31 protein-coding genes are annotated in these 23172 nt (G+C 44.1%); 29 read left to right on the top strand and 2 right to left on the bottom strand.

What is annotated here, in order from left to right:
• Positions 1 to 203 precede the first annotated feature (203 nt).
• The 16 genes from QQL66_RS07080 to QQL66_RS07005 all read left to right on the top strand — a co-directional run bounded on the left by QQL66_RS07080 (position 204) and on the right by QQL66_RS07005 (position 10809).
• Positions 204 to 488 (top strand): hypothetical protein, encoded by a 285-nt coding sequence (locus QQL66_RS07080; RefSeq protein ID WP_284380350.1) that lies wholly within the window; start codon positions 204 to 206, stop codon positions 486 to 488.
• A 115-nt stretch (positions 489 to 603) separates the two neighbouring features.
• Complete coding sequence (locus QQL66_RS07075) at positions 604 to 996, top strand: hypothetical protein (protein WP_108734100.1); 393 nt, start codon at positions 604 to 606, stop codon at positions 994 to 996.
• Positions 997 to 1087: 91 nt separating this feature from the next.
• Positions 1088 to 1531, top strand: coding sequence for a hypothetical protein (locus tag QQL66_RS07070; protein ID WP_284380346.1), 444 nt, complete (start codon positions 1088 to 1090; stop codon positions 1529 to 1531).
• 70 nt (positions 1532 to 1601) lie between these two features.
• The gene (locus QQL66_RS07065; protein WP_284380345.1) at positions 1602 to 1985 is read left to right on the top strand and encodes a hypothetical protein; all 384 of its coding nucleotides are present in this window, start codon (positions 1602 to 1604) and stop codon (positions 1983 to 1985) included.
• A gap of 106 nt (positions 1986 to 2091) precedes the next feature.
• The gene (locus QQL66_RS07060; protein WP_284380344.1) at positions 2092 to 2430 is read left to right on the top strand and encodes a hypothetical protein; all 339 of its coding nucleotides are present in this window, start codon (positions 2092 to 2094) and stop codon (positions 2428 to 2430) included.
• A gap of 94 nt (positions 2431 to 2524) precedes the next feature.
• Positions 2525 to 3106 (top strand): hypothetical protein, encoded by a 582-nt coding sequence (locus QQL66_RS07055; protein ID WP_284380342.1) that lies wholly within the window; start codon positions 2525 to 2527, stop codon positions 3104 to 3106.
• A gap of 124 nt (positions 3107 to 3230) precedes the next feature.
• A complete protein-coding gene (locus QQL66_RS07050) occupies positions 3231 to 3692 on the top strand; it encodes a hypothetical protein (RefSeq protein WP_284380341.1) in 462 nt (153 codons plus the stop codon).
• Between the two features lie 82 nt (positions 3693 to 3774).
• The gene (locus QQL66_RS07045) at positions 3775 to 4071 is read left to right on the top strand and encodes a hypothetical protein (protein WP_284380340.1); all 297 of its coding nucleotides are present in this window, start codon (positions 3775 to 3777) and stop codon (positions 4069 to 4071) included.
• A 148-nt stretch (positions 4072 to 4219) separates the two neighbouring features.
• Positions 4220 to 4579 (top strand): hypothetical protein, encoded by a 360-nt coding sequence (locus tag QQL66_RS07040; RefSeq protein WP_284380339.1) that lies wholly within the window; start codon positions 4220 to 4222, stop codon positions 4577 to 4579.
• An 81-nt stretch (positions 4580 to 4660) separates the two neighbouring features.
• On the top strand, positions 4661 to 4945 hold the full coding sequence (locus QQL66_RS07035) for a DUF6881 domain-containing protein (protein WP_284380338.1): 285 nt from the start codon (positions 4661 to 4663) through the stop codon (positions 4943 to 4945).
• Between the two features lie 120 nt (positions 4946 to 5065).
• A complete protein-coding gene (locus tag QQL66_RS07030; protein ID WP_284380337.1) occupies positions 5066 to 6649 on the top strand; it encodes an IS1182 family transposase in 1584 nt (527 codons plus the stop codon).
• A 191-nt stretch (positions 6650 to 6840) separates the two neighbouring features.
• On the top strand, positions 6841 to 7401 hold the full coding sequence (locus QQL66_RS07025; protein ID WP_284380336.1) for a hypothetical protein: 561 nt from the start codon (positions 6841 to 6843) through the stop codon (positions 7399 to 7401).
• Positions 7402 to 8001: 600 nt separating this feature from the next.
• On the top strand, positions 8002 to 8370 hold the full coding sequence (locus QQL66_RS07020; protein ID WP_284380335.1) for a hypothetical protein: 369 nt from the start codon (positions 8002 to 8004) through the stop codon (positions 8368 to 8370).
• Between the two features lie 767 nt (positions 8371 to 9137).
• Positions 9138 to 9629: a CHAP domain-containing protein gene (locus QQL66_RS07015; protein WP_284380334.1), complete on the top strand. Its 492-nt coding sequence runs from the start codon at positions 9138 to 9140 to the stop codon at positions 9627 to 9629.
• Positions 9630 to 9763: 134 nt separating this feature from the next.
• A complete protein-coding gene (locus tag QQL66_RS07010) occupies positions 9764 to 10225 on the top strand; it encodes a helix-turn-helix domain-containing protein (RefSeq protein WP_284380332.1) in 462 nt (153 codons plus the stop codon).
• A gap of 38 nt (positions 10226 to 10263) precedes the next feature.
• Complete coding sequence (locus tag QQL66_RS07005; protein WP_284380331.1) at positions 10264 to 10809, top strand: dienelactone hydrolase family protein; 546 nt, start codon at positions 10264 to 10266, stop codon at positions 10807 to 10809.
• Here the strand turns inward: QQL66_RS07005 and QQL66_RS07000 are convergent.
• Positions 10806 to 11669 carry a LysR family transcriptional regulator gene (locus tag QQL66_RS07000; protein WP_284380330.1) on the bottom strand — a complete coding sequence of 288 codons (864 nt, stop codon included), beginning with the start codon at positions 11667 to 11669 and terminating at the stop codon, positions 10806 to 10808. The two genes, QQL66_RS07005 and QQL66_RS07000, sit on opposite strands and share 4 nt — an antisense overlap.
• A 118-nt stretch (positions 11670 to 11787) precedes the next feature.
• Here QQL66_RS07000 and QQL66_RS06995 point away from each other — a divergent pair, with 118 nt between their 5' ends.
• A complete protein-coding gene (locus QQL66_RS06995) occupies positions 11788 to 12441 on the top strand; it encodes an FMN-dependent NADH-azoreductase (protein ID WP_284380329.1) in 654 nt (217 codons plus the stop codon).
• A gap of 56 nt (positions 12442 to 12497) precedes the next feature.
• Here the strand turns inward: QQL66_RS06995 and QQL66_RS06990 are convergent, their stop codons facing one another.
• A complete protein-coding gene (locus tag QQL66_RS06990; protein WP_284380328.1) occupies positions 12498 to 12734 on the bottom strand; it encodes a hypothetical protein in 237 nt (78 codons plus the stop codon).
• Positions 12735 to 12900: 166 nt separating this feature from the next.
• Here QQL66_RS06990 and QQL66_RS06985 point away from each other — a divergent pair, with 166 nt between their 5' ends.
• From QQL66_RS06985 to QQL66_RS06930, 12 genes are all read left to right on the top strand, one after another.
• Positions 12901 to 13725 carry a CbbQ/NirQ/NorQ/GpvN family protein gene (locus tag QQL66_RS06985; RefSeq protein ID WP_284380327.1) on the top strand — a complete coding sequence of 275 codons (825 nt, stop codon included), beginning with the start codon at positions 12901 to 12903 and terminating at the stop codon, positions 13723 to 13725.
• Between the two features lie 171 nt (positions 13726 to 13896).
• The gene (locus QQL66_RS06980) at positions 13897 to 14316 is read left to right on the top strand and encodes a hypothetical protein (RefSeq protein ID WP_284380326.1); all 420 of its coding nucleotides are present in this window, start codon (positions 13897 to 13899) and stop codon (positions 14314 to 14316) included.
• 264 nt (positions 14317 to 14580) lie between these two features.
• Positions 14581 to 14982, top strand: a complete 402-nt coding sequence (locus QQL66_RS06975) for a c-type cytochrome (RefSeq protein ID WP_284380325.1) — start codon at positions 14581 to 14583, stop codon at positions 14980 to 14982.
• On the top strand, positions 14979 to 16169 hold the full coding sequence (locus QQL66_RS06970) for a cytochrome D1 domain-containing protein (RefSeq protein WP_284380324.1): 1191 nt from the start codon (positions 14979 to 14981) through the stop codon (positions 16167 to 16169). Before QQL66_RS06975 ends, QQL66_RS06970 begins: the two co-directional genes overlap by 4 nt.
• Before the next feature lie 34 nt (positions 16170 to 16203).
• The gene (locus QQL66_RS06965; RefSeq protein ID WP_284380323.1) at positions 16204 to 16656 is read left to right on the top strand and encodes an Lrp/AsnC family transcriptional regulator; all 453 of its coding nucleotides are present in this window, start codon (positions 16204 to 16206) and stop codon (positions 16654 to 16656) included.
• A gap of 26 nt (positions 16657 to 16682) precedes the next feature.
• A complete protein-coding gene (ahbB, locus tag QQL66_RS06960) occupies positions 16683 to 17285 on the top strand; it encodes a siroheme decarboxylase subunit beta (protein ID WP_284380322.1) in 603 nt (200 codons plus the stop codon).
• Positions 17278 to 17721: an Lrp/AsnC family transcriptional regulator gene (locus QQL66_RS06955; protein ID WP_284380321.1), complete on the top strand. Its 444-nt coding sequence runs from the start codon at positions 17278 to 17280 to the stop codon at positions 17719 to 17721. The genes ahbB (QQL66_RS06960) and QQL66_RS06955 overlap by 8 nt, the downstream gene beginning before the upstream one ends.
• On the top strand, positions 17696 to 18280 hold the full coding sequence (gene ahbB, locus QQL66_RS06950; RefSeq protein ID WP_284380320.1) for a siroheme decarboxylase subunit beta: 585 nt from the start codon (positions 17696 to 17698) through the stop codon (positions 18278 to 18280). Before QQL66_RS06955 ends, ahbB (QQL66_RS06950) begins: the two co-directional genes overlap by 26 nt.
• Positions 18281 to 18325: 45 nt before the next feature.
• Positions 18326 to 19624 carry a heme d1 biosynthesis radical SAM protein NirJ gene (nirJ, locus tag QQL66_RS06945; protein WP_284380319.1) on the top strand — a complete coding sequence of 433 codons (1299 nt, stop codon included), beginning with the start codon at positions 18326 to 18328 and terminating at the stop codon, positions 19622 to 19624.
• A gap of 133 nt (positions 19625 to 19757) precedes the next feature.
• Entirely contained in the window at positions 19758 to 20669 is a 912-nt protein-coding gene (cobA, locus tag QQL66_RS06940; protein ID WP_284380318.1) for a uroporphyrinogen-III C-methyltransferase, read from the top strand.
• Between the two features lie 4 nt (positions 20670 to 20673).
• Entirely contained in the window at positions 20674 to 22230 is a 1557-nt protein-coding gene (locus QQL66_RS06935) for a nitrite reductase (RefSeq protein ID WP_284380317.1), read from the top strand.
• Positions 22231 to 22716: 486 nt separating this feature from the next.
• Positions 22717 to 23082, top strand: coding sequence for a hypothetical protein (locus QQL66_RS06930; protein ID WP_284380316.1), 366 nt, complete (start codon positions 22717 to 22719; stop codon positions 23080 to 23082).
• The last annotated feature ends 90 nt before the right edge of the window (positions 23083 to 23172 follow it).

Below are 23172 nucleotides of genomic sequence, written 5' to 3'. Positions count from 1 at the left end.
ACGGTGAGTTGGCCGCCTAAAAGGGTGAATATCGTCACTATGGTTAATAAATGACCTTATTAATCGCATAATAGGAAGTTATGTTAAACCTCGGGCGAATAAAAAATGTTCAATAAAAACAATGTGTCGGGTAGGATAGGGATCAACAAAAACAAGGATTGTAGAAGGGTTTTTCTACAGGTTCGTTAGTTGTAAGTAGGGATATGAAACGAGTAGCAATAATACTGAGTATCTTGTGTGTTTTGGTCTACGGAATTTCTTGGTTTTTCGGTACACCCTATATTCATGTACTCATTGGTATTATGGGCATACAACTCTTCATGTCTCTTGCCTCTGTCGGTGAAAACGAAGAAGAACTAGCAGAGTTAAAAGCACAAGGTAGCTGGGTACGTGAATGGCATGTATGGGTTCTGCTTGCGTGTATTTTTTCTGGGCTGGTAGTTGCAGAATATTACTATCCGGTGCTTGAGAGCTTTGGGGCAAAATGACAACTAACAAGTTTATCAAACATCGTTCCGGCCACAAAAAGACGTGGCCTGCACTGGACGCGCAAAAAGACGCGCGCCGTTTATAAAAGCGTTAACTGTCAGCAAGGAATGAGTTTTGTCACAAGAAACAGCCGTAGATATTCCTCTGGATTTAGATCCAAATCCAGAGGGAGACAATTGCTTCGAGGTGGTGATAAGCGAAGGTGTATCTCGTCTTACTTACTTCGCTAGTAAAATGGAAAACGGCTATTTAGCCAATGCCGGCGAAGTTGTGGTAACTTTTTCAGGCTTCGTGGCATCTAGATATGTTGGTTCAGAACCAGCTGGGGAGCTATATCCAGGCTGGAATCAGCTTGAATCTAGCTTTTGTGAAATCAAAAATTCCCAATGGGCTGCTAGCTTTTCTAATAACATTGAAATTTATCACCACTATGTGTTTTGTTTAAACCACCAAGTGTACGAGTGCATCGCTAAGGGGCATGATGTTAGTGGTGCCAATAGTGAGTGAAACAGTTAACAAACGCAGGCTGCTGGACAACCGGGACGTCGCTTCGCTCCTAAAAACTCCCGGTTGCCGCAGCTGCGGGCGTTAACTTACTATGAGTATCGAGCTAGGAAAAATAATCGAATCGGCGATTCCACTTGTGGAGAAGCAAGTCGGTGAGTGCTATGACAAATACTCACTAGAGAAAGAGCTTCGGTGGCACAACCCAAGGCCAGCTGACTCATTTGAAAATGTAATGCCAGAGGTGGTGTCTAACTGGCAAGTTGATGAAGACAATATTCTTTTGATTGAGGTCATTTGCCATGATCTACACACGAGAGCCTTGTCTTTCCAGGATAGGGGCGGCCTTGAGACTCATATCTTGGGTGGTTCTTCATACTTAAATTGGTTTGTTTCGTATGTTGTGCCGATTATTGAAGGTAAGGTCTGTGATTTCGACGTTTTTACAGCTAACGGTGAAAAGATAGTGAAACACATATTTGACGAGACTAGCACATCAGAATCTACCGCTGGCTGCAGAATTGAATGGAAAAGTTAACAAGTAAAGGCAAGCCGACGCGCAAAAAGCGCGCGCGGTTGCTTTAAGCGTTAGTGCTCAAGGAGGAACAGTGCATCAAGTAATTACTTTTACATCTTCAAAGTTTGATGTAACTAAAGAGGATGAAAACCCTATAAATCCAATATACGGCCAGTCGCTTCTTTTTTGGCTTAAAGAAAAGGTTTCAGGCAAAGTCGAACTAGAACAACCTGAAGCAGAAGATTGGGGTTGGTATACAAATATCGATTGGAATGGTCGCTCTTATTTATTGGGTGCAAGTGCAACCGAAGTTAACCACCCAGAATACGAATGGGTGTTTCAAATCGAAAAACACCGCACGCTCAAAGAAAAGCTATTGGGTAAAAATAAACAAACCGAAAACGACGAATGCTTTGTTTTCTTTAAATCAGTGCTGCAATCAGAGCCAGAGTTTAGCGGTGTTACCAGCGAATAAAGCACTAACAAGTTTAGCCAGCATCGCCCAAGGGAACCTTGGGCTGGACCTCGCTGCGCTCGGCCGCTGCTAAAAGCGTTAGGAATACCCAGAATGGAACATCTAAATGAATAATATTGAGTTGTATATTGCTGGGGCGGTTCTAGTTTTTATCATCTTGTCTTTCATCAAAGGTGGTAAGAAGCCGCCAGAAGAATCTTTTAAATGTGCTCGCTGCAAACAGCAAGAAAAATACACGCCCCGTACAATTGAAGCCTGGAGAAAGGGGTTCAATAAAATATATTGTCAAAAGTGCCATCAGTTGTGGTGGCGAAACAACCCTGAAAAGGCAAGGTCTAGGCAAGTGGTACATCGTGGTGGTGGCGGTAGCGGCTGCTTGGGTATGGTTATGTTGTTTCTGGTATTGCCTCCATCAATCTATGGTCTTGTGCAGTATGTTTCCTAACAAGGCCAAGCACAATTGCCCGCAAAAAGACGCGGGCTGGACCTCGCTGTCGCTCGGCCTGTGTTGGCGGCGTTAAATTTTCTAGGTAATAAATATGATTAAGAAGAGTGCCATTTTTCTGTTGTTGGTATTTTTAGTAGTTGGTTGTTCAAGTACCAGAATTACAGTGCAAGAAGAAGGCTTTGAATACAACGACTTTAGTTTAAGTTTAGATGAGCCTGTGTCTGTGATATTAGAAAACGATTTTGTGTTTCGTGGCATGTCTCCAAATGACTACAAAAGAGGCTTACGATTTAATCAACAATTTAGAAATGACATTTCTCGGAGTGCTTCAGTCACAAGAGCGTTAAGTGATGATCGATATACCATGAAAATGGAAATCGAAGTGTTCAAAGGGCGCTATAGGAGTAATGCACTAGCACTATTATTTGCTTTCACGGTATTCGCGATACCGGCACCCATGGAATACGACAGATCAGTAAAAGCAATCTATTACTATGGTAACGATAAGATTGGTGAATACTCATTTGAATTTAAACGCCAAACATACAAGGGGCTGTTTACAAGTGGTACGTTCTGGGAAGAAATAGCAGAGGATTCAGAGCTTTTGGCTAATAAAGCGTTATCAGAATTTGAAACTGTAATTTTAGAACACAAAAAGAACAGTGAAGTATAAATTTGCATGGTTAAATTTAACAAATTGCTCAAACGGACTCCGTAACAGTCGCATCATTTTTGTTCCAAAAATGCCGCCACTGTCACTCCTCCGTTTAGCAAGGCGTTATGTGTAAGGAGAGAGAATGCGCTGGATTATGGTAATTCTACTTTCAATTTCAGCGGCAAAAGCAGATATGAAAGTAATCGAAAGTAGAGGCTATCCTTTAGCAAACGATAATAGCAATCGTGATGTCTTTGAGTGGTTAGAGAACAATGACCTAAGCATGGTCAATTTAAGTGATGGCACACCCTTGAAGTTATCGGATATCAATAACGAGACAATGATAATATTGGGTTCCGATTGGGAGCCCTCTACAGCATCGACTATAGGAAAGTCTAGAAATAGTAATCGTTCTCTAATAGTTATCTATGTAGAGCAAGCAAATGAAAATATTAAAGAAGCCAAAAAAGATTCATGGTTCTTTAAACACATTTACGAACTTTCAGGCGATTCTATTAAATTGAAAAGTATGTTTCATGAGATACCGATTCAAATAATGGTTGATTCAAATGGAAAAATTACCTCAATCATTGATGGCGTGTAAACACATAACCAGTTGCTGTTGCGGAGCTTCGCTGCGCTCAGCCCGCAAAGCAAGGCGTTAGGTACCTACAGGGAAATTCATCATGCCAGGTGAAATAGTCGGAGATATTTTTTCAGGAGTTTTTCGGTTTATCATTCGTATTTTTGCTGATGTAATCCTCGAAATACTTATTAAAGGCTTTGGCTATTTAATTTATCGCCCGTTTAATAAACATGTAGATCCTGATGGCTTAAAAGTCACTCTAGTCGGAATGGTGGCATGGGGCATACTGCTGTTTGGTGGTTACAAAGTTATGTCGTTCCTTGAGATAGATCGCTGCCTAGATGCAGGCGGTAGTTATAACTACCAATTAAAAGAGTGTGAGCTTAGTAATCGCTAAATCAACAAAGTAGTTGAAACGGTACCTAACAAGTTACTCAAAATGACGCAAAACGCTTGGCTTGCGCTCCTTCGTCGCTAATTTTAGCCAAGCATTTATGCGCCCATTAGTAAGGCGTTATGCAATATCAGGTTTCGAGTAAAAAATTATGTCAGATGAATTGGTAACACTATACAGACCGACAGGACCAAACGAGTTAAAGCTTGTTGAGGATTCGGGTTTTAAGCGCTGGCCAAGAAGATTGCCAGGTCAGCCAATATTTTATCCTGTAACCAACGAAAAGTATGCGATTGAAATTGCGTCAAAATGGAACGTGAAAGACAGTAGAGTAGGCTACGTTACAAAGTTTCACGTCAAGAAGTCGTTCATGGATAGATACGAAATACATACCGTTGGCGCTTCTTATCATACGGAATGGTGGGTGCCTGATGGTGAGCTAGAAGAGCTAAACGATAATATAGTTGGTCTCATTGAAGTTATAGGTGAATATCGAGAGAGCAATGCATAACAATGGCGAGCAAGCGACGGCCTTTCCGCTGCGCCTGCGGCTACGCTCCAAGCCCGCGCATGTCGCAGGCGTTAAGAGCCCATGAGATACATAGACGTACTATGGAAGCACGAATTTAAAGAGGAGCCTATAAGGCTTGTCTCTGAAATCGGCCTTGATGATTTTGAAACAAGAAAATTGGAGTTCTTCCCAGATGGTTCGGTTGGTTTTGCTTTCGAGGCAACTGAAAGCCCGAATACTAGGCTGGGCATAGATATTGTACCTCCGCTAGATGAAATAAACTCCCAAGAAGAGTTTGAGGGTGTATCAATATCAAAAGAACAATTTGAGCTACTTTGGCAAAAGTATGTGCCAAGCATCTCTTAACAAGTTTAGGCAATCGGACGCGATAAAGCCGCGCCGTTGCTAAAGGCGTTTAGGCTGTAGAAAAACCCTAAAATCTCTCTCTTTTTGATAAAATTCAGGCATCAAACAAGGATTGTGCTGATGCCTAAATTTAAACCCTACAACCATGATCAAGCCGCGATGGTGGTAATCAACTTTGAAGATCAAATCCAACCCGGTACTTTCGAGTACGCTATTCATTATCTGATCGAACATAAGCTCGATTTGTCGGTCTTCTTTCCTAATTATCATAATGATCAAACGGGCCGGCCGGCTTACGATCCGGCCATTTTGTTAAAGATCATTCTATTCGCTTATTCCAAAGGCATTACCTCAAGTCGAGAGATCCAATGGTGTTGTGAAACCAACATCATTTTCAAAGCCCTGTCCTGTGATAGCGTGCCTCACTTTACGACGATTGCTAACTTTGTAAGCAGCCATGCAGAAGAAGTTGAATCCTTGTTTGAACAGGTATTATTGGTCTGTGATCAGCAGGGGTTATTAGGTAAAGAGCTGTTTGCGATTGATGGCTGTAAGATGCCCTCGAACGCGTCTAAAGAGCATTCGGGCACGTTTAAAGAATTGGCTGAGAAACGTGATAAGCTCAGACGTCAGATTAACTATCATCTAAAAGAGCACCAACGGTTAGATGCTCAGACTGTGTATGATGAAGATCGTTTAAAACGAATCGAACAAACCATCTCGACCCTGGATAAGGCCTCTGATCGGATCGATCAATTCCTTAAAAATAACGTACCAAGAATGGGGCGCGGTCGAACTCGCAAAGAAGTAAAAAGTAATATCACCGATAATCAAAGTGCCAAGATGAAGACCAATAAAGGTGTGATTCAAGGTTATAACGGTGTGGCGACGGTCGATAAAAAACATCAGATTGTGGTGGATGCTCAAGCCTTTGGTGAAGGACAGGAACATCATACCTTGAAGCCGGTTTTGGAACGTGTTGAGGCTCGGCTAAAGAGGCTGGAGATATCAGACAACATCTATCAGCAAGGTACTGTGATTACGGCCGATACCGGCTTCGCCAACGAAGCTAATATGGCCTATTTGTATGAACGAAAAATAAATGCCTATGTGCCGGATAATCAGTTCCGGAGTCGTGATCCAAAGTTCACCAATCAGAAAAAGAAATACGGAAAACGACACCAAGACGAGTTACCTAAATCTCTTAAAAGTCATCATGCGAAACAAGTGATTCCAGCCAGCGAGTTTGACTTCGACCCGGTGAAACGTACTTGTCGTTGTCCTGCTGGGGAGTTGATTAGCTATCGAGGTGAACGGGAAGCCCCGGACGGAAAAGTAAAAGCGTGGTTTGAAGGGCGACTACTGCAATGCCGGAACTGCGATTTTAAGCATCAATGTATGAAGAACCCGAGTGCGGCAGATCATCGTAAAGGTGCAGGAAGGCAAGTCTCTTTTATGCTGACCCAACAACGTAAACCGAATTACACCGACTGGATGAAGCATCGGGTAGACAGCGATTATGGCAAGCAGGTGTATAGCCATCGCATGTCAGTAGTGGAACCCGTGTTTGGTAATATTGGAACCAATAAGGGATTAAATCGGTTCAGTTTACGAGGAAAAACCAAGGTACAAAGCCAATGGCAGTTGTACTGTATGGTGCATAACATTGAGAAGTTGATGAGGTACGGTGAATTAGTCGCTTAAAAGGGAATATATCGTTGGGTTGGCTAAGAAATAGTCCTGTTAAGCGCAGAATAAGAAGTTATGTGGGCCTAATGCGAATAAACAATATTCAATAAAAACAGTGAGTCGGGTAGGATGTTCGATAACAAAAACAAGGACTGTAGAAAGGTTTTTCTACAGGTTCGTTATGTGCAAAATCCGAGGAGATTCTAGTGCCTACAATTGTTCGAGGAAGCGCTGAAACAGTTTCGTTCGCTTATATGAATATCGGTGCAACTCACATGTTAGATTTGGCTGAAAAAACAGAAGAAGGCCAGCTTTACAATTTGATTAGTTGCATAACTTTTTGTGCATTTACACTGGAAGCATATTTTAACCACCTTGGCGCCATCAAATATGACGATTGGATTAAGAAAGAAAGAAGACTTTCTAAGCTTAAAAAATATAAAAAATTCTGTCAGGATTTAAATGTATCTTGTGACTTTAATGTGAGGCCATACTTAACACTTACTGAAATATTCCATTTTAGGGATACTATGGCTCATGGCAAAACATCGGTAATCGAAATAGAAAAAGAAATGGAAGTTGAGCTAGACGAGGTTAACCATTTTACCGCTGGAGCAGAGTGGAAAGAATATGCAACACTTGCCAATGCCAAAAAGGCTCTTCATGATGTCCAGGAATTAATCAAAGAGCTGCATCAAGCCGAAAATCTTGGTAATGATCCATTTAATTCAACGGGCGGTGGGCTTTTTGCAATTAGCCGCACATAACAAGTTGCTGCAACTGACTCGTCAAACTGTCACTTTTTTTGCATAAAAGCCGCAAAAAAGCGCCAGTTCAACTCACCGCTGAGCAAGGCGTTAGCTGATAAGGAGATGCCGCATTGGATAACCCAGACACATTAACTCCTAAGGAAATTGCTCAACCCGAGTCAACGGTAAATTATCCTGTTTTTCAGACCTTAATATCTTTTATATTGATATTTATGCCAACTCTATTCATTTATAGTTATACAGAGGAAAATGTAGCTTTCTCAACTCTATTCGTGGCAGTCATCTCTTTTGGTATTGCTTTTATTTTTTCGTTAAATCTAGTTAGCTTATTGTGCGCTGTTTTAGTCATATCTATTAAAAAGAAATCAAAATTCAGGCCAGCATATTACAAAGCTCTACGTTGGGCTTATTATATTCCGTATCTTTTCTTTTTGATTCTGATGTACTTCGTTGGTACTCATTATTTTAGAAATCTTTAGTATCTGCCCAGCTAACAAGCTGGTGAAATTCGCTCGGGAAAGAAATCCCTCGCTGGACTCGCTAGCGCTCGCCATTTACCAAAACGTTAGGCAATTATAGAAGGGGAACGCGGCTAAAATGGAGAGGTGGTTTACAGCTTTTTTTGCAACTCTCGGTGGTTTTTTCTTCTGCGGCCTAGGAGGGTCTTTAATCGCAGACCTTAGCGGTTTCTGGCATCTACCTGTGGCTGGTTTTTTTGCCGCTTTTGGCACAGTAACACTGGCGTATTTTTCAGTTCCAAATTACAAAGATAAAATTGCTTACGGCATTTTGTTAGTCGGCAGCATGCTTGCCTGGTTACTCCTAGAGCCATCGAACTACCCATCTTCATACGAAGACAAAGCTTACCAACCAACTCACATTCCGTTTTTGGTAACAGTAATTGGCGGTATAGTGGCTTTGGTTTTATGCGTATTCCCCGCTAGCAAGAGGGCAAAAAATGCCTAACCTCTATATGACCGGGGGTTGTCAAGGCGCAAAAACCTGAAGGCCCCTCCAAGGTCAGAGCTCGATTCTTAATAATCTGTTCTGTTTCCTCTTATTGGCACCACTGCCGATTCTTTCATTACTGTTGTCAGTTCGTAAGAACTGTCGGGGTGCCGAACCATCACCAACCTCTATCGAGGTTCTACTGAGGATACCCTCAGCATGTGTCTATCCTCAAAAAGTCGTGAGGTGACACCCTAGAAATCAATCGGTTACCCTCGCATCCGGCGCTTCAAGAGTCGGGCTCGCTTAACTACATGCGTCCAGTTATAAGTCACTCGGACGAGGGGAAGCTCCAAAGCGAAACAGGCGGATAACTTATTATCATGGCGTCCAGGCTTTCGGAAATTTAGCTTATTGATGGTAGGCAAGTACCAACATAGAGGTTTGTGATGAAGGCCAAAGGAACGTTAGGGTAGGTATTTTATTTTGAATCAAGGTGTTAGCATCTTGATCGATGATGCAGGCGAACTTCAATTGGGTGTGTTTTAGAATTCTGGCTGAGTTGATACAGTCTTAATATTAGTGCGTATGGTGCCGCAGAGTCGAGTAGGATAGGTAAGAACTAGGGTTTGAGGATGGTGGTTCTGAAAATTGAGAATAATATGAAAAAACTACTAGGCCTCTTTTTAGCAATCGTTCTACTCGTGCCCATCCTTTTGTATTTTCTAACGTATAAAGGAGAGCGCGAATTTACGGAGTTAAATAGCTTACCAGAGGTCAGAACTGTGATTGAAAATTCACGTAGTCTTTCTGGGACTCCCTATGATCCGTTCATGGGCATGTATGACAATATTGGTGGTCGTTTTGGCTTTATCGTATGCAGTGACGTTCCGAACATTGCTTATGGCAAGGCAGGGTATTCCTTCAAAATCTTATTAGAGAAAAGCTTTAATCAAAGCCCTGATTTCTACGATTCAAGTAATGGAAATAACCCGAGTAATCCGTTCTTTCATCGACGAGCAAGAAATCTATTCTCGTACTTCCAATCCATTGATTCTCTAAAATCAGTTTCATACTCACCACAGACCGGAGATCTGGTTTTCTATCGTAAATCCCAAAATGGCTACATCGCACATGTTGCTTTGGTGACGGAAGTGTTTGATGGAGGTTATAGGGTTATGGAATCAGCACCCAAAACCCTTTTTGCTCAAGAAGTGGATATGGAATCACCTATCGAAAGAGGTTGGATTTTGGCTGGCTTTGGCAAGGTCTATTAAAGTATTCAGGCTTTCGTTTTCCTTTCCTAAAATCGTCCAAACCACCTACTGTCGGGTAAATGTCGGGTACTTTTCGTAGCTGACAGTGCAAAATACTAATAAAAATTCTGGTTCAGAAGCAAAGGAGAACACGAATGATTCTGAAACAGTTAAGGATGAGTCGCCATTTATCACAAGAGCAGTTGGCAGAAATGTCTGGTTTAAGTGTGAGGACAATTCAACGAATCGAAAGTGGTCAAAAGGCGAGTTTAGAGTCCCAGAAATGTTTAGCCGCAGCGCTTGATATTGATCTTGATACCTTGAATCAACCGGCAATTAAAGTTGATAAAAGCTCTGAAAATTGGAAGAAGCTGCCTATTTTTGTGAAGCTGTGGTTTGTGGTTAATTTTCTGCAAATACGGCCTCAGAGAAATACCGCACTAAGAGTAGAAGTTATTTCTCATATCACGGGCTATATCTTTTGTGGTTTGGGGCTTGTCAGTGAGGCGGCGTTAGTCGGTGGTTTGATTATGCTGGCAACGGGCTACCTGTTTCTTTTGCTGAGGTGGCAGGGTGATAGGTACGGTATTTGGTATGAAAAAGTGGTTCAGGTGTAGTAGCAAATTTTGTTATGCATAAACCGTTAGGACATTAAATGCGTTATATCTTTGTCTCAGATATTTTCGGAAGAACGGATGCGCTCGAACGTTTAGCTTCACGCATCTCTGGAAATGTAGAAATCGTTGATCCCTATCAGTCTAAGCCAATGGGCTTTGCGGATGAAGCCGAGGCTTATAGCGTTTTCACACAAGAAGTCGGTCTGAAACGTTATAGCGAGATGTTGCTGAATCATCTGATAGGCTTTTCTGATGCTGTTCGATTAATCGGTTTCAGTGTCGGAGGGTCGGCAATTTGGAATTGTTCTGAGAGTGGGCAGTTACCTCATGTGGTTGATGCTCAATGCTTTTACAGTTCTCAGATTCGCCATGCCGTTAACACTCAACCTCGTTTTCCTACGAGGCTTATCTTTCCTGCTCATGAAGAACATTTTTCTGTGTCGGATTTGATGGCTTTACTTCAAAGTAAAAACAACGTGACGATTGAACAAACCCGTTACCTGCATGGTTTTATGAACCGGTATTCTAAAAACTATGATCCGGAAGGGTACGAAGAGTTTTGCCAACAGCTTTGTAACGATTAAGTCATTTGCCCAAGTTCTTGTTTCATCCAATCGCTGAATTGTTCAACCACTGAAATACCTTCTCGATCGGGATTCATTCGAAGCCAGTAACTGTAGCCATCGAAGGCGGAGATTGTTTGGTCTTCTTGAATCCAACCTTGTGACAATGCTGTCGCGCTAAGCACATTACTAAGCAGGCCGTATCCTTGGCCAGTCATGATCGCCTGTAACACAAAATACTCTTGCTCAAAGGTCTTAACTTCAAACTGGTTTGAATCAACAAAGTCTTTCCAATTGATGTTTTTGAGCAAGCCATTCTCCGGCCAGTGAGTGACATAGAGGATGGGCTTTTGATTCTTTTGTGGTTGGTAGTGAGGGCTTCGATAGAGAGCTATTCGCTCTGTGCCTAGAAATACTTCGTCTGTTGATCCTTCGTCTAGCCCGTAACGCAAAGCCAGATCTATGTGTTTCTCTCTTCTTAAATCTATCAAACTGTCACTGGCACATATTTTTAATGTGTTACGCGGGAATTTGTGATTTATCTCAGCGCTTCTTGGCGTCAACCAAAGTGCCGCAAACGAGTTGCAGCAGGAGATGGAAATATCATTTTTGTCTTGTCGAATATCATCTAAAGCGTGATCTAACTGCGTTAATAAGTCCTGGCATGAGTGAGCAAGCTTTGCACCGGTACTGGTCAAACTGATGGCACGAGTGTGACGTTCAAACAGCTGAACTCGTAGCTGAGTTTCCAGGCTTTTAATCTGATGTGAAACCGCCGTTGGGGTGATATTAAGAACCTTAGCGGCATCCTTAAAACTTAGATGTTTGGACACGATCACAAAGGTCTTGAGATAGTTTAATGAGGATATTTGATCAAGCATGTCGGTTGTATAGGTATGCTATAGATAAGTTAAAGTTATTTATATGACGAAATAACTCAATTGTCAGTATTTATAGGGTCTAGGCAAAATGAATCCTGTAACGACAATGGAGTAGAACATGAAAACTATCTTATACATTAGCTGCAGTGCTAGAGAATATCATCCTGAACAAGTTGAGCATCTGTCCATCAGTAGATCTTTGGGTGAAGCGTTTTTGAGTGAATATAAGTCTCAATATGGACAAACAAAAGTTATTCATAGAGATCTGTCTCGTCAGCCACCGTCTTTTATTACAACAGACTTTCTTGCAGCCACCTTCAGTGAGGATGTAAGCGAAGAACAGCAGAAAATATTGGCCGAATCCGATGCGTTAATTCAGGAAGTAATGGATGCGGATGTCATCGTCATTTCCAGCCCAATGTACAACTACGGCATGCCAGCGGTGTTGAAAGCCTGGTTTGATCAAGTCATTCGAATTGGCAAAACCTTCACCTTTGATTTGGCGAGGGGTGATAAACCGTTGGAACCCATACTCTGTGGCAAAAAGTTAGTGTTGTTGGCTTCTTGGGGCGAGTTTAACTTTAAGAAGGGAGATTCGTTGTATTTCATGAATCATCTGACCAGCCACATTGAGCAGTTATGCCCGTATCTTGGTGCAGAGCAGTTCTTTGAAATCGCCTCTGAATATCAGGAGTTTGGAGATGAGCGTCATCTGCAATCGAAAGCGCAGGCGTTTGTAGAGGCTAAAGCGTTGGCGAGAGAGTTGGCTTAGCCAATGTAATGTTTAGAGATTGAGTGGAAGGTATTGTAGGTGCCGAGAATATTGATCTATCTCGGCAATACAAAAATCATTACCAGACAGAAGATACTCACCAAAATCACTAAGGTCTTAAAATCCAGCCCCAGCCAAACCCCTTTGGCGTCGCGTTCTGGTGGGCAGGGAATGCCACATTTGAGGCAAAGGCGGGCATCATGTTTAAGGGGACTTCCGCAGTTTTTACAGGCGCGCTTGCTGCCCTGAGTCTGCTTGCCTGTTTCAGTGGGCTCATTTGTTTTGTTGGTCACAGCGACACCTCCAATTTCCATTTTTTAAGGTTAATTGAATTAGCCAACCAAACACTGACTTTGATCAAGTAGAGAGAAACTTGAGTGATCTAGTATGGATTTATCTAGAAGGAGAAAACTCTTTAGTATTCTTTAACCCGATTTCAGTCTTTAAAGGGGAAGCCTGATGACAGTCGAAATAGCGATCAATAATGAGAAACCGACTCAGGCATTGTCGGATGATTTGTATTATGAACCTCAGGGAAATGAGATTCAGATGTTCGAGCACGCGTATCGACATCAGTTGCCGGTTTTGATTAAAGGCCCAACAGGGTGTGGTAAAACGCGTTTTATTGCAGCAATGGCAGAGCGTTTAGGTCGTCCTTTGTATACGGTGTCGTGTCATGATGATTTAACGGCGTCGGATCTGGTTGGGCGGCATTTGATTGGTCCCGATGGCACCTATTGGCAGGATGGCCCGTTAACACGAGCCGTTCGAGAGGGTGGTATCTGTTATCTGGATGAGGTCGTTGAAGCCCGTAAAGACACGACGGTGGTACTTCACCCATTGGCGGATGATCGTCGTGTGTTACCGATTGAGCGTACCGGGGAATACCTGGAAGCGGCGCCCGGCTTTATGTTGGTTGTATCCTATAATCCAGGGTATCAGAACCTGATTAAAGGAATGAAGCCAAGTACCCGTCAGCGCTTTATGGCGATGAGCTTTGATTATCCGAAGCCGGAGGTTGAGGCTAAAATTGTTCGTCGCGAAAGTCAGTGCTCAGAAGACGTTTCGCAGCAATTAGTGACGCTCGCAACAGCGTTGCGTAATCTGAAAGATCATGATCTGGAAGAGGCGGCTTCGACACGATTGCTGATCTATGCAGCGAAGTTAATCACGGGTGGCATTGGTAAGCGTCAGGCGTGTTATGCGGCGATGGCGGAGCCATTGTCAGATGATGAGGCGACGGTTGCAGCGTTGAAGAATGTTATTGATGCTTGCGTAAAGTAGGGATTAAAACTACTGCACTCAAGAATACATCGTTAAAAGAAACGTAGAAAATGCTCATTTATAAAACATAAACTCCGCTTTCATACGTTTCTTTTGCCTTGTCTTCTTATCGTTCGTAACGTTTTAAATGTTGGTCTTAACTTCTAAAAAGTGAATGTTGAAGGGAATGTGATGTCCAAAGCGATTCAAGCACAGGCATGGTATTTAGCAAATTTACTGGCTTTGCCTGGCTTGTCGTTTTTGGTGCTTTTGTATCTCTATCTAAAATATGTAAGACCGTATCAGGGTGAGATTCGGGATCAACGAGACCTTGAGTTGTCTGAGGATTCGTCTCTTCCTAAGATGCTCACGCTTACTCAGCAAGAGCTGGATGCATCACATATTCGATCGGCGTTTTGGCTGTCTGTGATCGGCGGCGGTTCTGTGATTGGTGGCTGTGGTTTGTTGTTTTTATTAACTGGAAACAACGCTAAAGCCTGGGTGATGATCGTTCTTTACTTCACTGTATTGCATACGTCTTTTGTGCTTTGGGGGATGTTCAATCTTGCTAAAGCCTGGTCGTCAAAATTACCTTTCTTTAAGCTGATATAGATTCCCGTTTGTAGGGGCTAACGCTCGGCTTTCTTAGAATATCTCTCTCGTATTTTCATTGAGTTATATCAGTAAAAAATAACTTACTAAAATAAGTGGTTATTAATGTAACTTGTTGAAAAATAATGGCTAAAAATATTAACCCTACTATTTTTGTCAAATAATTGATGTGAGTCAGGATAGCGCCAGTTGAGCGTTAAACATCCGTTTTTTGCGCTTTATACTCTTTCCCAAGGTTGAAAAAAGAGGACAGGAGTAGGCGGTATGAAGTGTAGAGAAGAAGTTCGATTGAACGTCCGTTCTCCGGGACGTTTTTCTAAGATAGACGCTAAAACGAGCCGCAAGAAAGTGGCGCTTGTTGGCTCTGCCTGTTCTCTTATTTTTTCTGGAATGCTGTGGGCGCAAACCATTGATTCGGAGCGTCAGCAGGAATTAGATCATTTATTAAAACAAGATTGTGGTTCGTGTCATGGCATGACCTTAAAAGGTGGGCTTGGTCCGGCTCTGACCGAAGAGGCCATGGCGGAGAAACCCAAACAGTATTTGTTCGACACCATTTTCTTTGGCCGTGAAGCGTTGGCTATGCCGCCTTGGGAAGGTTTGCTTAGTGAAGACGAAATATGGTGGATAGTGGATCGGCTCAAAAATGGAGAAAGCGAACAATGAAAGCATTCAGTCCAATCAGAAGCGTGTTAAGCGTAATGCTTGTTTCAAGCGTGATCTCAGGTTGTTCTCAGTTGATCAAAGAACCACAAGCTACTGGTGATTTGGGCGTCATCATTGAACGTGCAACAGGCACGGTTCAGATTGTCGATACCACAGAACAACGCTCACTAGGTTCTGTGTCTGAGTTGGGGGACTTGTCTCATGCGTCCATCGTGTTCTCTCGGGATGAACGCTTTGCCTACGTGTTTGGCCGTGATGGCGGCTTAACCAAAGTCGATATTCTTGAACAGAAGATTGATAAGCGTGTGGTGCAATCGGGTAACAGTATCGGTGGTGCCATATCTCAGGACGGCAAGTTAGTGGCGGTTTCAAACTACACACCGGGTGGTGTGAAAATCTTCAACAGTGACACCTTGGAATTGGTATTGGATCTGCCTGCAATCGGCCGAGACGGTAAACAATCGAAAACCGTTGGCTTGGTGGATGCTCCGGATCAGAAGTTTGTGTTCAGCTTGTTTGATTCCAATGAAATTTGGTTAGTCGATATGTCCGGTGACGAGCCAAAGATTCAGAAGTTCTTTGATATTGGTGCCAAACCCTACGATGCACTGATTTCTCCAAACGGTCGTTACTACATCGCCGGTTTGTATGGCGAAGATGGCATGGCGTTACTAGACCTTTGGTATCCAGAAAAAGGCGTTCGCAAAATCCTACCTAATTACGGCAAAGGCGAACAACGCCTACCTGTCTACAAAATGCCGCATCTGGAAGGTTGGGCCGTTGCAGGAAACCGTGCCTTTGTTCCGGCGGTGGGTCGTCATGAAGTGTTAGTGGTGGATATGAATACCTGGGAGCAGGTGGGTGCCATTCCTGTACACGGCCAGCCAATTTTTGTGATGGCTCGCCCGGATGGTCGCCATGTCTGGGTGAATTTTGCCTTCCCAAGAAACAGTGTATTGGAAGTGATCGACACCGAAACGCTGGAAGTGATTCACCACAAAGAGCCGGGTAAAACCGTGCTGCATATGGAGTTTAACCCAAGAGGTGAAAAGCTTTGGACGTCTGTTCGAGACGAAAACAAAGTCTGTATCTACAACACGCGTGACTTTAAAGAAGTGGAATGCTTAGCGGCAGAAAGCCCGAGTGGCATCTTCTTCACTAACCGTGCTCATACCATTGGTTTATAGGTTTGCAGAAGACGAGAAAATAAGGGAAACGCTGATGAACAAGCTCGATCGACAACTTATTGATGAATACCAGAAAGGGTTACCGATCTCTTCTCGTCCTTATCTTGAGATGGCGGAGAATCTGGGGGTTTCAGAATCTGAGGTGATCGAGTCATTAGAACGTTTGCAAAATTCAGGTGTGTTATCCCGTGTGGGGCCTGTGTTTAATCATAAGAAAGCAGGGGCCAGTGTGTTGGCTGCTATGGCGGTGCCGGACCACAAACTTAAAGATGTGGCCGAGCAGGTGAATGCGTTCGATGGTGTGAATCACAACTACGCGCGTGAGCATAAATACAACCTATGGTTCGTGGTAACGGCCCCGGATCAAGACAGTCTGGATTTGGCCTTACAAGAGATTGAAGACACCTGTGGCTACGAGGTTATGCCGCTGCCAATGGTCAAAAGTTACTACATCGATTTGGGATTCAAGATTCATTGGGATGCCTGAGTGGTATGCCAATCGGGGAGATCAGTATGGGTACATCATTGCAGTTAAGTGAAGTGCAGCAACAACAATTACGGCAAGCGATTCAAGATGGTTTGCCTTTAACACCTCAGCCGTATCAAACCTTGGCGACGGCATTGGGTGTATCTGAATCTGCGGTGATGCAAACCTTAACTCAATGGATGGACGATGGCTTGATTAAACGCTTTGGTTTAGTGGTAAAGCACCATGCCTTGGGTTATCGATCTAATGCCATGGTGGTGTGGGATGTACCTGATCATCAAGTGGATCAGATTGGTCAGATATTAAGTCAGGCTGATGCCGTTACCCTTTGTTATCAACGTCCAAGACGTTTACCCGAGTGGCGCTATAACCTGTTTACCATGATTCACGGAAAGAGCCGTTCAATGGTGATGGAGCAACTGGCCGAGTTAATCGTGCAGCATGAGTTGGATGGCATCTCAAGAGATGTGTTGTTCAGCTACCGCTTATTCAAGCAGTGTGGTGGGCACTACTCTGGGCGTAGTCAGCCGGTAAATCATGTTACCCGTTGTCATTCTCAACAGACTGTTCGTTCATCATGTACCGCTCGTTCTTCACGTAATGAACAGTCACAGGTGGCCTATGGATAACATTGATAAGCAACTTGTAAACCGTCTTCAAGATGGTTTTCCGGTGACACCTCGACCTTTCCTGACCGTTGCTGAAGAGCTTGGTCTAGAGGAATCAGAGGTCATGGAACGAGTTCAGACTCTGTTGGATGACGGCATTCTGAGCCGCTTTGGCCCGATGTTTCAGGCAGAACGCTTGGGCGGTGGTTTGACGTTGGCAGCGATGAAAGTAGCGCCAGAGGATTATGAGAAGGTAACGGAACAAGTAAATGCCTTTCCTGAAGTGGCACACAATTACCAGCGTGAACACGAGCTGAATATGTGGTTCGTGTTAGCCACCGAAACACCGGAAGGCATTCAAGACACCATTGATCGAATGGAAGAGGTAACAGGTTACAAAGTCTACAACATGCCGAAACAGGAGGAGTTCTATGTCGGACTACGTTTTGAACTCTGATCCAAGCGATATGAATAAAACAGACGTGCCCAGTTTTTCTCAGAAGACACCAGAAGCGCCTGCTGAAAAAGCAAAGAGCTATATCTTCACTCAGATTGATCGTGACTTGGTGATTGCGACACAAGAAGGGTTGCCTGTAGTGGCTCGGCCTTATCAAGCCATCGCAGAACAGCTCGGTATCTCTGAAGACGAAGTGATGTTTCGTTTAGAGAAGATGAAAGAGTGCGGCGTGATTCGCCGTATTGCGGGTGTACCTAACCACTATCGAATTGGCTTCAAAGCCAATGGCATGACGGTGTGGAATGTGGCGGACGACCGAATCAAAGAGTTAGGGCGTCAGGTAGGGCAGTTGCCGTTTGTGAGTCACTGTTATCAACGACCTCGTCATCAACCTTATTGGAACTACAACCTGTTTGCGATGGTGCATGGCTCGGAACGGGCGCAAGTAGAAGAGCGGACTCAAATCGTTAAAGAACTATTAGGTGATGCCTGTTCTGAACACGAGATCTTGTACAGCTCAAAAATATTAAAAAAGACCGGTTTACGATTAGCAAATTAGCCTGTCAGTAATGAATAACCTTGTTTGCTGACTGAGGAGCGAGAGATGTTTCGAATCACTCAATACATGAAAACTTTACTCGAACCCAGCCCGGTTGGGCCTGCCAGAAAGCCACCCGGACCTGTGGTGATTTGGAACCTCATTCGCCGTTGTAACCTGACCTGTAAGCACTGTTACTCCATTTCGGCCGACATCGATTTCAAAGGGGAATTGTCTACCGAAGAAGTCTTCACGGTAATGGATGATCTGAAAGGCTTTCGCGTACCCGTGTTGATTCTATCAGGTGGTGAACCGCTGTTAAGGCCTGATATTTTTGAGATTTCAAAACGTGCCAAAGACATGGGCTTTTACGTGGGCTTATCCAGTAACGGTACCCTGATCACTGAAGAGAATATCGATCAGATTGCCGAAGTCGGCTACGACTATGTGGGCGTCAGTATTGATGGTTTGAAAGCAACCCACGATGTCTTCCGTCAGCGGAAAGGGGCGTTTGAAGAGTCCATGCATGGCATTCAATTGTGCCGTGAACGTGGAATCAAGGTAGGTATTCGCACCACGCTTACGCAAGACAACGCCAAAGAACTGCCTGAATTACTGAATTTGATGGATGAGTACGACATCGATAAGTTCTATCTCTCACATCTTAACTATGCTGGCCGTGGTAATCGAAACCGTAAGCGCGATGCCTTCCATCAAATGACCCGTGACGCGTTGGATTTGATTTTTGATCGCTGCTGGAATGAGCTGAAACAAGGCATTCATCGGGAATACGTCACAGGCAACAACGATGCGGACGGCCCGTTTTTAATGCAATGGGCAGAGCGTAATGTGCCTGACCAAGTCGATGCGCTGCGTCAGCGTCTTCAAAACTGGGGTGGTAATTCTTCCGGCGTGAATATTTCCAACATTGATAATCTGGGCAATGTTCACCCGGATACCTTTTGGTGGGATTACACCTTAGGCAATGTACGTGAGAAACCTTTCTCTGAAATCTGGAGCAACCCGCAAGACGATTTGATGAAGGGCTTCCGTCAAACTCCGAGACCGGTTCATGGGCGTTGTGGTTCCTGTAAGCATTTGGCGATCTGTGGCGGTAATACTCGTGTTCGAGCCTATCAGCTTACTGGCGATCCGTGGGCAGAAGATCCGGCCTGTTATCTCTCCAATGAGGAGATCGGTGTGGATTCTCATGAAGATGATCGTTTAGAGATGCCGAACCAATATCCTAACCAACGCTTCAGTGATCCTTTTCCGATGAAAAAATCGAGTGAAAAATCGCGCGAAAATAACGAAATAACCCGATCTAAATCAAAGGATGAAGCCATTCAATACGTCAATATCTAACCTATTGATGAATGTGAAAACCACCGTGATGGTTTTCTCTAAAAATGCTAGTACTTGAGGTGATTTGATCACCTCATTACTCCCCTCGGGGAGAAGAGATTAGAGCCTGATAACAGGCCATGAGGAGAGCAGTATGCTTGATCAAACTTCAGGAGTTTCTTCTGATTCGGCCAGCGCCGCGCCAACGACTAATTCAACATCAAGTTTAGGCGTGTCCAGGGTTCTTCCTACGTCTTTGGCAGATCGTATCCCTGTATTAGAAGCCGGGCAGGTTGCATTGGTTGGTGCTGGTCCTGGTGATCCTGGCTTATTGACGATTAATGCGTTGATGTTGATTCAACAAGCGGATGTGGTGGTTTGTGATCGTTTGGTGTCTCCTGAAATTGTGGCGCTAAAACCTGCTCATGCCGAGTTGGTTAATGCCGGTAAAAGCTGCAAAGAGCATGTGCTCACTCAAGATCAAACCAATCAATTGCTTGTGGATCTCGCAAAAGAAGGCAAGCGTGTTGTTCGTTTAAAGGGTGGTGACCCGTACATCTTTGGGCGTGGCGGTGAAGAAGTTGAAGTCTTAATGGCGAATCAGGTGGAATCCATCGTTGTGCCTGGTATTACCTCTGCCTCCGGGTGTTCGGCCTACGCGGGGTTCCCATTAACGCATCGTGATTATGCTCAATCCGTTACCTTTATTACAGGCCACAGAAAACAAGACGGCAGTTTGGATTTGGACTGGCCTGCGTTGTCCAGTTCTGAGCGTACCGTGGTGTTCTATATGGGCTTATCCAATGCTGATTTAATCTCTTCTCAGTTACAGGCTCATGGCCGCTCTGGTGAAACGCCGGTAGGTCTGATTGAACGCGGAACAACCTCTCGCCAGCGAGTGGCCTTTACGACATTGGATAAGCTTGTATCGACCATTAAGGACGAAGGATTTAAGCCTCCGACCATGATGATTGTAGGGGAAGTGGTTACCTTGGCGGAGAAGAATCAACGCACCAAGGAAGCAGGGCTAGCAGCTCAATTTGAACAAGCCTGTATCGTGGGGTGAGTCTATGAATTTCCGTAATCTTATCTCTGCGGCCGCACTTGGTAGCCTTTTCCTCGGTTCTTCTTTCAATGTATATGCGGGGGCAAAACCTGTCACCTTGACTGAGCCTGAGCTACAAGAAGCAGAATCACTGTTTAAAGCACAATGTTCTTCGTGTCATGGGACTCAACGTTTGGGCGGCATGGGGCCAGCGTTACTGCCGGATAACTTGTCGAGACTGCGTAAGACGCAAGCCTCCGATGTGATTGCTAATGGCCGAGCGGCCACTCAAATGCCTGCCTTTGGTTCCATTCTGAATAAAGATCAGCAATCGCTGCTCGCCAACTACATATACACTCAACCCAAGCTCAGCCCTCAATGGTCTGACGAGAACATTAAAGCTTCTCAAATCATTAATCACCAACCTAGTGATTTACCGGCTAAACCGAAATTTGAAGCGGATTTGATGAATCTGTTTCTGGTAGTGGAGTTGGGTGATCACCATGTGACCTTGTTGAACGGGGATACCTTTGAACCAATTCATCGTTTCAAAAGTCGCTTTGCCTTACACGGCGGGCCAAAGTATTCACCGGATGGCCGTTTTGTTTACTTTGCCTCTCGTGATGGCTGGATCACCAAATATGACATCTACAATCTAACCGTTGTTGCCGAAGTCAGAGCGGGGGTGAATACCCGAAATCTTGCGGTTTCTTCGGATGGCAAATCGGTGATGGTGGCAAACTATCTACCAAACAACCTGGTGTTGCTCGACTCTGAAACACTTGATCTTATTAAGGTCTATCCCGTTGAAAACGCTGAAGGTAAATCTTCTCGTGTGAGTGCTGTCTATAACGCGCCACCACGCAATACCTTCATTGCAGCACTTAAAGATTTAAAAGAAGTGTGGGAGATCCCATATCCGTCTTCCGACAAATCCAAATCGAAGGAAGAGCGTGCACCAAAGGTTCGCCCAATTGCGGTGAATGACTACTTGGATGACTTCTTCTTTGACCCAGATTACAAGTTGCTGATCGGTGCTTCCCGTGACTCAGCTGGTGGTCAGGTGGTGGACTTGGACTTAGGCAAGGTGACGTCTTCCATACCATTACCGGGAATGCCGCACTTGGGCTCCGGTATCACCTGGGATTATCAGGGCAAACAAGTATTGGCAACGCCAAACCTCAAAGAAGGCAAAGTGTCTGTGATCGACATGAAGACCTGGAAGGTGATCAAAGACATCAAAACCGAAGGGCCAGGCTTCTTCATGCGTAGCCATGAACAATCGCCTTATGCTTGGGTGGATGTCTTCTTCGGCCCGAACAAAGAAGCGGTTCATGTGATTGATAAAAACACGCTGGAAATCGTCAAAACCCTACGACCTGCACCGGGCAAAACCGCCGCCCATGTGGAGTTCAACAAAGACGGCTCCAAACTTCTACTGAGCATTTGGGACATGGACGGCGAAGTCATCGTTTATGACGCGAATACCCTGGAAGAAGAAAAACGCCTGCCTATGGTCAAACCCTCCGGCAAATACAACGTCTGGAACAAGACCCAGTATGAGCGAGGAACCAGTCACTAAGGTGTTCATTGTTTGTTGGCAAAAGCTGAGCTAGAAGAAGCCGGGCGTTCGAAAGGATACCCGGCTTTTTTGTCTCTAACTCGATGAAGAGAATATGGCCTCTTGATTCATCAATGTATCCATAGGGCTTTGAACTGCATTACCTTCGCGATTCAATACGTGAGTATAAATTTATCTGTTTTTTATATAGTCACATCAAGATGCAAATAGGTGTAAATACGGAAAATATCCGACCTTTTGGCGCTTTTTGGGTAAGGTCTAATTATAAGGTTATGAAAATAAATGGAAATTTAATTTTTTTTGAACGCTTTTTGGGAATGCACTAATTGCATACTGAAGACGCACTTTGGGGATGAAGCATTTATATTTATGTATTAAGTTGTTGTTTCGCTGGGAAATGCGTTAGAGAATGAGACGCAAAATTGGAAAAACTGATCTGCGTCCTTAGGGCGCAGAATTTGCTGTTAAATTTCTACAGGTATCGAGATGAAGTGCTATAAACACCAAGATATAGATGCAATCGGCTTGTGCAAAAGCTGCCACAAAGGAGTATGCCCTGAGTGTTCAGCGTTAGTAGGTGGCTCGGTAGCTTGTGCGGAGTCTTGTCAAGAGGATGTTGCCGCACTCAATTACATGGTTGAGCGTGGCAAGAAGGTTTATAAGAATTTGGGTAAGCAGTGGGGCCCTTCCGTAATCATAAATGGTGTTGGTGGTGCATTCTTCCTAAGCTTCGGTATATACAATTTTGGACGAATTTCATCTTGGCTTCTAATTGGTCTTGGTGCAATTATGATCGTTGGCGGTATCATGAGTGCAGTTCAAGGAAAGCGCATGGGCGAGAAAAAAATTTAACAAGTCAATGAATGTCGCCCCTACGGGGCTGGACCTCCGCACTGCGTGCTCCGGCCCATTATTGAGGCGTTATGAATTAAAAGGAGCCAT

Source organism: Litoribrevibacter albus (assembly GCF_030159995.1).
GTDB classification, from domain to species: domain Bacteria; phylum Pseudomonadota; class Gammaproteobacteria; order Pseudomonadales; family Litoribrevibacteraceae; genus Litoribrevibacter; species Litoribrevibacter albus.
Note: the sequence above shows the minus strand (reverse complement) of the source record. Positions and strands in the feature narration are given on the sequence as shown.